The organism is Streptomyces rubradiris (assembly GCF_016860525.1).
Classification (GTDB): domain Bacteria; phylum Actinomycetota; class Actinomycetes; order Streptomycetales; family Streptomycetaceae; genus Streptomyces; species Streptomyces rubradiris.
The window spans coordinates 24829-33931 of sequence record NZ_BNEA01000016.1 but is presented as its reverse complement, the minus strand read 5'-3'; the positions used below and the strand labels follow the sequence as shown (position 1 = coordinate 33931).

Sequence of the window (9103 nt, the reverse complement as noted above, 5' to 3'; positions counted from 1 at the left end):
AGGGAGGCGAGCAGCGAGTCGATCGCGTCGAAGTCGCTCATCGGTCGGCCGCTTTCAGATGTAGGTGACGGGGTTACGGGACCGGTGCGGGCTCGCAGTGGGCCGGCCCACCCGTGCATCGCCGAGCAGCAGGTCGCCCTCGAGGGCGTAGCGGTCGCCGTGTTTGGAGATCCCGGTGATCCTCGCGACGGCGAGCACCGTGCCGTGGGGATTGATGATCTGCGCCTCGTCCTGGGACAGGGCTCGGTCGGCGTTGAATTTCCAGATGCCGCGTCCTGCCTGCCAGGCTTCGTCTTCAGACATCCCGGGACGCCATCCGATCGTGGTGCGTCCCAGACTGTCGCCGGTGTCGGCGGGTCGTTCGGCTCCCAGCTGGATCTGCAGCACCTCGTCCTTCTCCCGCGAATAAGCTCTTCAACTTGTTGCAAAGTTAACAGTAAACGGGGCAACTTCGCAACAAGTTGAAGACTTCCGCGGCCTTTCCGGGTGGCGAGGAGGCCGGGCGCGTGGTGGCCGACGGGCGGTCCGTGAGGCGCGTTCGGTGGGCGGCGTGGACGGCCGTGGTGAGATGGCGCCGGGGTGGGTGATCTGGCTCGGCGCGGCGGTGACGAGGATCTCCGGTGGGGTCTCGCCGCCGCATTCGCCGCAGCGGCGGATGTCCGCGCGGGGCAGGCCGCGGCTGGTGGTGTGGGTCAGGGAGGTCGCATCGTCGCAGAACATCGTGTCGGAGCGGCCGGCGAGTGTGATGTGGTGGGCCAGGTAGCCGGCGGTTTCTTCGGCTGTCATCGGCGGCAGCGCGTAGCGCAGGGCGATGCGCTGGCCGAGGGCGGCCATGGTGCCGAGTCTGATCTCGCGGCGGGGGGTGGGCCGGCCCACCGGCAGGCAGGCTGTCAGGTCAGAACACGCCTGGTGAAGGCACGGGTGGCCGCCCAGGTCAGCAGGGCCGTGCCGCCGAGAAGCGCCAGCAGGAACGCCCACGAGTGCATGTGCGGGAGGTCGGGGGTGAGGGTACTGCGCAGACCCTCGCTCGCATACACCAGCGGATTGCCGAGGCTGACGATCTGCAGCCAGCGGACGTCCTCCAGGGCCGCCCACGGGTAGTAGACACAGCCCAGCATGGTCATCGGCAGCAGCACCAGCGCGAACACCACCTGGATCCTCTGCGGGTTCATCACCGTACCCAGCAACAACCCGCCCGCGGCCGCCAGCACCGCACTCGCCAGCAGCACCAGGACCAGCACCGGCCAGTTGTCCACGTGCACTTGCGGGGCCTGGCCCGGTGCGTGGATGAACAACACCGCCGGGAACACCATGAGCCCACCGATCAGCCCCTGCAGCGCCGCCGCCAGGATTTTCTGGATTCCCAGCAGAGGGATGGGGATCGGCGCCAGCGCTCGGTCGGTGATGGACTTCTGCCAGTTCAGCTCCGCCATCAGCGGGTAGGTCACCGCCTGAATCGCTTGCATGATCACCGAGGAACCGACCAGGCCGGGCAGCAGGACGGTGGAGAAGGTGGCCCCGCTCCCGCCGCCTGCCATGATGCCGCTGCCGATCTCGGGCATCACGTAGGCGAACACGAACACGAACATCACCGGCTGGATCAGTACCCCGGCGAAGGTCGGGACCATGGACTTGCGCAGGACTCGTATCTCGCGCGCCATCATCGCTGACAGCGTCCGCAGAACGGTCGCCCGTGCAAGGGGTGCCTGGCTGAGGGACGGCGCGCTCATTCCCGGTAGCTCCTTCCGGTCAACGTGAGGAACGCAGTTTCCAGGCTGGGGCGCAGCTGGTGCACATCGGTCACGCCGATCCCGGCGGCCGAGCCGATCGTCACGAGCTCGCCGAGCAGTCCGTCCGGAACGGTGGCGAACACCCGCACCTGCCTGTCACTGACCTCGACCTTGCTGATCCCGTCCCGGTCGGCGAGGGCCTGGAGTCCGGCGGGGGCAACGGGCGCGTCGTAGCTGACGGTGATGACGGTGTCGGCGCCTGCGATGCTCTTCAGCTCGTCCACCGTGCCGCGCGCGAGGATCTTGCCGTGGTCGACAACCGCGATGCGGTCGCACAGGGCCTCGGCCTCTTCCATGTAGTGCGTGGTGAGCAGGATCGTCTGGCCGCCCGCCTGCAGCTCTCGCAGTACCTGCCACAGGTTGGTACGGGTCTGCGGGTCCAGTCCGGCAGTCGGCTCGTCCAGGAAGAGCGCATCGGGGCGGTGCATCAGCGCCCGGCAGATCATCACTCGCTTGGCCTGTCCGCCGGACATCTCGAACGGATTGCCCTCGCGCTGCTCGGCGAGGTCGAACAGTTCGATCAGCTCGTCCGTGCGGCGGCGTGCCTCTTTGGCGGTGAGCCCGAAGTAGCGGCCCCGGAACTCCAGGTTCTCGGCGGCGGTCAACTGGCTGTCCAGGGTGTTGTTCTGCGATACCACCCCGATCCGCCGCTTGACCTCGATCGGGTTGCGCACCACATCGACCCCGTACACCTCGGCGCTGCCGCCGGTCGGCACGATCAGGGTGGTGAGCATCCCGATGGTGGTCGACTTGCCCGCGCCGTTGGGGCCGAGAAGGCCGAAGAACTCCCCGCGTCCCACGTCCAGGTCGATGCCGCGGACGGCGGGCACCTCGGGCCGCGAACCGGAGGCCGGGTAAATCTTCTCCATGCCTGTCGTCCGGATGGCCGCCTCCGTCACGGCAGAGCTGGGTTCTGTCTCTGCTTCTCCGGACAGGATCAACACCGGTCTGGTCTCCTTGTCTGCTTCTGCGGATAGGGTCAACACCGGTCCGGTCTCCTTCGGAGAAGGTTGCAAAGCGGCCGGGCGGCGCCAAGAGGCCGGTTCGTCTTCGAGGACCAGGGGCCGTGCGGTCGCTCATGAGGGGGCTGCGCCTCCGGTGGTGTCGTGCTCCCCGTCCGCGGCGCGGCGGCCGTCCACCGTCTTCCACCACCCGGGGTTGTCCCTGTACCAGGCGACGGTCTCGGCCAGTCCCCGGTCGAACGAGACGCGCGGGCTGTACCCCAGCTGCTCGCGGATCTTGCTGTCGTCGAGTGCGTAGCGCAGGTCGTGGCCCTTGCGGTCGGCGACGAACCGGATCATCGAGCGGTCCGATCCGCACAGCTCCAGCAGTCGCTCGGTGAGCTCCAGGTTGGTGTGGCCCGTGCCGCCCCCGATGTTGTAGATCTCTCCTGCCCCGCCTGAGGTGAGTACCGCCTGCACGGCCCGGCAGTGGTCGGCCACATGCAGCCACTCGCGCACGTTGTATCCATCGCCGTAGAGCGGAACGGGCTTGCCCTCCATGAGGTTCGTCACGAACAGCGGGATCAGTTTCTCGGGGAACTGGTAGGGCCCGTAGTTGTTGGAGCAGCGGGTGATGGACACGTCCAGTCCGTGGGTGCGCCAGTACGCGCGGGTGATCAGGTCCGCACTCGCCTTGGACGCCGCGTAGGGCGAGTTGGGCAGTAGCGGGGCGTCCTCGGTCCACGATCCTTCGTCGGTCGAGCCGTACACCTCGTCGGTCGAGACATGGACGAACCGGGATATGCCACGGCGCACAGACGCCTCCAGGAGGGCCTGGGTGCCGGCGACATTGGTCCGTACGAACTCGGCGGCGGAGCGCACCGAGCGATCCACGTGCGATTCCGCGGCGAAATGCACCACCGCGTCGTGGCCCGGCAACAGGTCGAGCAGCAGGGGGATGTCGCAGATGTCGCCCTGCACGAAGTCCATCCGCGGATGGTCGACCGGCAGGTTGTCCCTGCGTCCGGCGTAGCTCAGCACGTCGAGCACGGTGATCCGGGCCTGTTCGTAGCCGGGATATCCGCCGGCGAGCAGTTGCCGTACATAGTGCGAGCCGATGAATCCGGCACCGCCTGTTACCAGGAGTTTCATCGGGCGGCGGCCCCGGTCTGCGCGGGGGCGCCGATGCCATGGGCGGGTCCGTCGGCGATCGGGAACCCCGACCCGTCCGACACCACCAGAGCTGTCACTTTCCCCTCCTTGGGGTTCGGACGGGTTCCCCCACGCCGGCTGACGGCTCGGTGGTTACGGTTGTCGCGGGGCCGGCGCCCGCCCGCTTCGCGGTGCGTCAACCGGCTCCGGTCACATCCGCGCGAGCGCTGCCCAGCCGCCCTCACCGCTGTGCGCGGTCGCGGCAAACCCGGCCCCGACGTGCCACGTGCCCGCGTGACCGCCGCGCCGTTGCCGGCCGACGCGGCCGAACAGCCGCCGCACGGTCGGGGTGGTCCGCCCGTAGGCAGCGACCGCCCGGCCCCGGTCCTTCAAGAGGCTGGCTCCGCGGCCGGCCCTTGTGGACCGGGTCGGCACACTCCCGGCGCAGTGCCGTGATCGGCCCGCCGAACTGTCGTCGGCTCAGCCCGGCGCTCGGGGCCGTCCAGGACGGCTGCGAGGTCGCGATCACGGCAGACACTTCACGATCGCCGCACCTGTGACCAGCAGTTGCGGGACAGTGTTCTAGGCGAGAAGCTCGATCACCTGGGCGAACTGTTCGGCGAACACGGCGTTCACGGTGAAGCAGGAGATGCCGAGGGTCTCGCGGCGGCGCAGCAGTTCGTCGGCCATCTCCCGTGGGCTGCCGCGCAGGATGTTCAGCGAGTCGCCCTCGATGAGCGCTTTCATGTCGGTCTTCAGCAGACGGGGAACCCACGGCGGTGCCTCGTCACCGATGACGTAGATCGGGGAGACGAACTCCATCTCCTCGCCGCGGTCCCCGGCCTGCTCACGCACCTCCCTGACCCGCGCGGCGATCTCCTCCCGGGTGGCGAACGGGCTCGCGGCGAGCGTGACCCGGTCGGCCTTGGCGGCGGCCAGGGCACGGGCCTTGGGACCGCCGGCGGCGATGAGCACCGGGGTGTGCGCGTCTCCGTCGAGGGCGCGCAGCTCGTCGATCGTCCTCTCCACCTGCGCCAGGCGTTCCGCGGCCGGCGGTGTCGGGACGCCGAGCAGCCTCTCCGCGTCCTCAAGGACGAAGGGCCGGCCCGACCCGATGCCGAGGTCGAATCGCCCGCCGCTCAGCATGGACAGCGTGTGGGCATCCCATGCCGCCATGCGCGGCGCGCGCAGTGGGCTGGCGATCACCCACGTTCCCACCCGCAAGGTCGTGGTCGCCCCGGCCGCGAGGGCGAGGGCGGGGAACGGTGACGGTGCCGTCAGGACGTCGGCCGAGAGCAGGGTGGTGAACCCCTGGTCCTCGGCTCGCCTGGCTATGCCCAGCCACTGTTTCTCGTCCTTTGGCTCCGCTATCACGGCGAACTTGAACGCCTTATCGGTCATGGATGAAACCGTGTCCTTTCGTAGAGCGGACCCATCGGGCACCGGCCCCCCGGTCGCTGGCGGGGCGGACAACCGGACCCGGAGCTCAGAAGAACTCCGGTGCGTACCAGTGGCGGAGAACCCGGGCGAAACCCTTTCGGTTGCATCCAGCAGGCTAAAAGCGGCTGTGCCGCTCCAGCATCCCTCAGCTTGGTAGAAGCGACGGCGTCATGGCCGAGGCCACCTGCGGTGCGGGCCGGCCGGCGGGGGGGCGCTGGGAGGGCGGCCGTTTCCCTTGTCCGGTAAGCGAGTTGGGAGATTGCGTGTGATGGCGCTGCGCTGCTAACGTCGTCGGGGACCGTGAAAGTTGCCGTAGGAGGTGAGCCCCGTGAACACAATCGCCCATGGGTGCTCCTTCTGCCCGTCACGGTCCGGCGGCTGACGTTCGGTGTCGCCAGGAGCGCCTGAGATCGAGGCACTCCTGAATGGAGAATCCGATAAACACAAAGCCTTTCACATCCTGCCTGAGCGAGAATGCTCTGATGATCACGCGCGTCACCAGCAGGCATGGGCATGCACTGGATCGCGGCCAGGCGGCCGGTTCCGCGCATATGGAACACCGGTGCGACGCACGCTTGTTCGGCAGTGTCGGTGCCTGGCGCCTGCGGGTCACACACCGCTCCGGGTTCGCCGGGGCCCGGCCGGTCAGCAGCAACCTGGAGCTGGTGCGATGAAGAAGAACAAGACGGGCATCGAAGTCGAGGGCAAGGTCGTCGAGTGCCTGCGCAGCGGCATGTTCACCGTGGAGCTCGAGAACGGCCACCGGGTGCTCGCTCACGTCAGCGGTAAGATCCGCCTGAACTTCATCAAGGTCTATCTGGAAGACAAGGTGCTGGTGGAGCTCACGCCCTACGACCTGTCACGCGGTCGGATCGTGTTCCGGTACCGGAACTGACGGCGGTCCGCACCTTCCGCGGCGGCTGATCCGGGCCCCGGTCACGGGGGTTTTTCCGTGACCGGGGCCCGGCAACGTGCGCGGACCGGGGCCGGCCGAGGATCAACCGTCCGGCGGGGCGGCCAGGCGTCGTCAGCCGAGGCCGCGCAGTCCGGGGAGGACCTGCTCGGCGAAGGTCTTGAGGAAGCGCTCCTGGTCGTGCCCGGGGCCGTGGAAGACCAAGTGGTTGAACCCGGCGTCGACGTACTGCTTGATCTGGGTGATCGCCTCGTCCGGGGTGGAGGCGACGATCCAGCGCTTGGCAACCTGCCCGATGGGCAGTTCATCGGCGGCCTTCTCCAACTTCACCGGGTCCTCGACTCCGGCCTTCTGCTCGGGAGTGAGCGAAAGCGGCGCCCAGAACCGGCAGTTCTCCAGCGCTTGGTCCGGGTCCGGGTCGTAGGAGAGCTTGATCTCGATCATCTTGTCGATCGCGTCGTGGTCACGGCCCTCCTGGTCCGCGCCCGCTTCCACGGCCGGCAGGAGCTTCTCGGTGTACAGCTCCATGCCCTTGCCGCTGGTGCAGATGAAGCCGTCGCTCTTGCGGCCGACGTACTTGGCCATGACGGGGCCGCCGGCGGCGATGTAGATGGGGACGGGCGTTTGGGGCCGGTCGTAGAGGGACACGCTGGTGGTCTGGTAGTACTGCCCCTCGAATGTGACGCGGTCTTCCGTCCACAGCCGGCGGATCAGCTCCACGGCCTCGCGCAGGCGGGCGAACCGCTCCTTGAAATCGGGCCAGGTGATGCGCGCGACCGCGACCTCGTTGAGGGCCTCACCGCTGCCTATGCCGAGCGCGATCCGGCCGGGGTACAGCACTCCGAGGGTGGCGAACGCGTGCGCCACCACGGCCGGGTTGTAGCGGAACGTGGCGGTCAGCACGCTGGTGCCGAGCTGGACCCGCTCGGTGCGCTCCCCGACGGCACTGAGCCAGGACAGGGAGAATGGCGCGTGGCCGCCCTCGTGCCGCCAGGGCTGCAGGTGATCGCTGATCCAGACACTGTCCAGGCCGTGCCCCTCCGCGCTGACCGCGTACTCGACGAGCTCGCGCGGGGCGAACTGCTCGGCCGATGCCTTGTAACCGATCTTCAGTCCCATGCCCCCATTAATAGGCCGCGCCGGAAGCGATCCCCATCCCCCGGCCTGACGGTTGGCGGTGCGAACACGCCGCACCAGCGGGTTCGGCATGAGCGTCCAACGAGTCCGTGCAAGGCGGCTGTTGAGACGCTTAGCAAGGTGAGGGATGTCCGGCCGGTTCGGTCCGGTTCTACGGTGGCTGGCGAGTAGCGCGGAATCGGGCCGTACGAGAGAAGTGAGTTTCATGAGCGTGAAACAATCCGAACGGATACTGTCCAACTTTCTCGCCTATCTCGACGGGCTGCGCGAGCGCGGAGCCGTGCACTTCGACGACAAGATCAAGGCGTGGCACGTACTCGATTACCACGACGTCCTGCAGGTGCTGACCGACTCGGCGGCCTTCTCGTCCGACGTCGCCCCGCTGGCTCCCAAGCAGGAAGACTTCGATCTGTTCAAGAAGGGCAACTTCGTCCGGGCGGACGATCCGGTGCACCGGCGGCTGCGCGGCCTGGTCAGCCGCGCGTTCACCCCGAAGATGATCGCCGGACTTGAACCCCGGATCACCGAGGTGACCTTGCAGCTGCTCGACGACGCGGACGCCGGCGGCGACCAGTGGGACCTGATCGAGCAGCTGGGCTACCCGCTGCCGTTCATCGTCATCGCCGAGATGCTCGGCATCCCGGTCAGCGACCGCGCGTTCGTCCGGCGGCTGTCCGACACCTTCTTCGAGGTGCACAACGTCGATCCGGAACAGTCGCTGGATTCCCTCGGGGAGAGCGCGGTGAACAATGTCGCGCCGCTGCTGCGCGAGTTGAACACCCACCTGCTGGAGTTCGTCCGCCGCCGCCGCAAGAACCCGGGCGACGACCTCACCAGCAAGCTTCTGGAGGTCGAGGTCGACGGTGTGCGGCTGGACGACGAGGAGACCGTCGGCTTCCTCGGCCTGCTGCTGCTCGCCGGCCACGTCACCGCGACCTCCACCCTGGGCAACACGGTTCTCGCGTTGCACGAGAACCCCGAGGTGTGGACGCAGCTGCGGGCCGATCCCGCGCTGATTCCGGCCGCGGTCGAGGAGTCGATGCGCTACCGGCCTCCGTTCCCCCGTCTCGGGCGGCAGGCGACGAAGGACGTCGAGATCGGCGGGCAGAAGATCCCGGCCGGCGCCTTCGTCCTGGCGTGGCTGACCACCGCGAACCGCGATGACCGCGTCTTCGCCGACCCGGACCGGTTCGACATCCACCGGGCCCCCAACCCGCACCTGACGTTCGGCAAGGGCATGCACTTCTGCCTCGGCGCGCCGCTGGCGCGGCTCGAGGTGGGGATCGCCCTGCGCCTTCTGATGGAGCGGTACAGCGACATCCGCGTACGCGACGACCTACCGGTCAACCTGCGCAACCCCTGGGCGATGATCGGCGTCAACCAGCTGCCCATCGAGGTCCGCAAGGGCTGACGGACCGAAGCACGGGCCCAGCGGTGGAGCAGCCGAAGTGTGCTGCCCACCTGCTGGGCCTTTTTCTCGTTCAGCGGCCCCCACAGCCCGCGGACGGGCGCCCTTTCAGCGTGGGGTGAACCATGGCCTTGTGACGGAGAAGACCGTCACGGCCGATCCGTTCGAGGTGGTGTCCGGCGAATATCCCGTGCTCTGCAACGGCGAGGGCCAGTTCTCGCTCCGGCCCGGCTTCGCCGATGTGCCCCCAGGCCGGGGCGTGGCCGCCGGCCCCGGCACGCGGCAGGCGTGCCTGGTCCTCATCAGGCAGTGGCGCCGGCCG

General features: G+C 68.3%; 10 protein-coding genes and 1 pseudogene. 4 read left to right on the top strand and 7 right to left on the bottom strand.

What is annotated here, in order from left to right:
• Positions 1–54 precede the first annotated feature (54 nt).
• The 6 genes from Srubr_RS39205 to Srubr_RS39180 form a co-directional block, all read right to left on the bottom strand.
• Positions 55–387 carry a hypothetical protein gene (locus Srubr_RS39205; RefSeq protein WP_189999819.1) on the bottom strand — a complete coding sequence of 111 codons (333 nt, stop codon included), beginning with the start codon at positions 385–387 and terminating at the stop codon, positions 55–57.
• Between the two features lie 27 nt (positions 388–414).
• The gene (locus Srubr_RS39200) at positions 415–834 is read right to left on the bottom strand and encodes a hypothetical protein (RefSeq protein ID WP_189999820.1); all 420 of its coding nucleotides are present in this window, start codon (positions 832–834) and stop codon (positions 415–417) included.
• Positions 835–890: 56 nt separating this feature from the next.
• On the bottom strand, positions 891–1730 hold the full coding sequence (locus Srubr_RS39195; protein WP_189999821.1) for an ABC transporter permease: 840 nt from the start codon (positions 1728–1730) through the stop codon (positions 891–893).
• Positions 1727–2659, bottom strand: coding sequence for an ATP-binding cassette domain-containing protein (locus tag Srubr_RS39190; protein WP_189999822.1), 933 nt, complete (start codon positions 2657–2659; stop codon positions 1727–1729). Before Srubr_RS39190 ends, Srubr_RS39195 begins: the two co-directional genes overlap by 4 nt.
• A 207-nt stretch (positions 2660–2866) precedes the next feature.
• Positions 2867–3883, bottom strand: a complete 1017-nt coding sequence (gene rfbB / locus Srubr_RS39185; protein ID WP_189999823.1) for a dTDP-glucose 4,6-dehydratase — start codon at positions 3881–3883, stop codon at positions 2867–2869.
• A gap of 582 nt (positions 3884–4465) precedes the next feature.
• Positions 4466–5284, bottom strand: coding sequence for an LLM class flavin-dependent oxidoreductase (locus Srubr_RS39180; protein WP_189999824.1), 819 nt, complete (start codon positions 5282–5284; stop codon positions 4466–4468).
• Between the two features lie 521 nt (positions 5285–5805).
• On the opposite strand from Srubr_RS39180, the gene Srubr_RS39175 reads away from it, so the two are divergent.
• Positions 5806–5997, top strand: a complete 192-nt coding sequence (locus Srubr_RS39175; protein ID WP_189999825.1) for a hypothetical protein — start codon at positions 5806–5808, stop codon at positions 5995–5997.
• On the top strand, positions 5994–6218 hold the full coding sequence (gene infA, locus Srubr_RS39170; RefSeq protein ID WP_189999826.1) for a translation initiation factor IF-1: 225 nt from the start codon (positions 5994–5996) through the stop codon (positions 6216–6218). The genes Srubr_RS39175 and infA overlap by 4 nt, the downstream gene beginning before the upstream one ends.
• 132 nt (positions 6219–6350) lie before the next feature.
• Here the strand turns inward: infA and fgd are convergent, their stop codons facing one another.
• Complete coding sequence (gene fgd / locus Srubr_RS39165; protein ID WP_189999827.1) at positions 6351–7355, bottom strand: glucose-6-phosphate dehydrogenase (coenzyme-F420); 1005 nt, start codon at positions 7353–7355, stop codon at positions 6351–6353.
• A gap of 223 nt (positions 7356–7578) precedes the next feature.
• Here fgd and Srubr_RS39160 point away from each other — a divergent pair, with 223 nt between their 5' ends.
• Both Srubr_RS39160 and Srubr_RS41755 read left to right on the top strand, forming a co-directional pair.
• Entirely contained in the window at positions 7579–8784 is a 1206-nt protein-coding gene (locus Srubr_RS39160) for a cytochrome P450 (RefSeq protein WP_189999828.1), read from the top strand.
• 37 nt (positions 8785–8821) lie between these two features.
• A pseudogene (locus Srubr_RS41755) lies at positions 8822–9076 on the top strand (MbtH family NRPS accessory protein); the annotation flags it as partial.
• Between the last annotated feature and the right edge of the window lie 27 nt (positions 9077–9103).

Excerpts from the sequence above, each read along its gene's own strand:
- Srubr_RS39160 (WP_189999828.1), top strand. The coding sequence starts at position 7,579 with ATGAGCGTGAAACAATCCGAACGGATACTGTCCAACTTTCTCGCCTAT.
- infA (WP_189999826.1), top strand. The coding sequence starts at position 5,994 with ATGAAGAAGAACAAGACGGGCATCGAAGTCGAGGGCAAGGTCGTCGAG.
- Srubr_RS39175 (WP_189999825.1), top strand. The coding sequence starts at position 5,806 with ATGATCACGCGCGTCACCAGCAGGCATGGGCATGCACTGGATCGCGGC.
- fgd (WP_189999827.1), bottom strand. The coding sequence starts at position 7,355 with ATGGGACTGAAGATCGGTTACAAGGCATCGGCCGAGCAGTTCGCCCCG.
- Srubr_RS39195 (WP_189999821.1), bottom strand. The coding sequence starts at position 1,730 with ATGAGCGCGCCGTCCCTCAGCCAGGCACCCCTTGCACGGGCGACCGTT.
- Srubr_RS39200 (WP_189999820.1), bottom strand. The coding sequence starts at position 834 with ATGGCCGCCCTCGGCCAGCGCATCGCCCTGCGCTACGCGCTGCCGCCG.
- rfbB (WP_189999823.1), bottom strand. The coding sequence starts at position 3,883 with ATGAAACTCCTGGTAACAGGCGGTGCCGGATTCATCGGCTCGCACTAT.
- Srubr_RS39190 (WP_189999822.1), bottom strand. The coding sequence starts at position 2,659 with ATGGAGAAGATTTACCCGGCCTCCGGTTCGCGGCCCGAGGTGCCCGCC.
- Srubr_RS39180 (WP_189999824.1), bottom strand. The coding sequence starts at position 5,284 with ATGACCGATAAGGCGTTCAAGTTCGCCGTGATAGCGGAGCCAAAGGAC.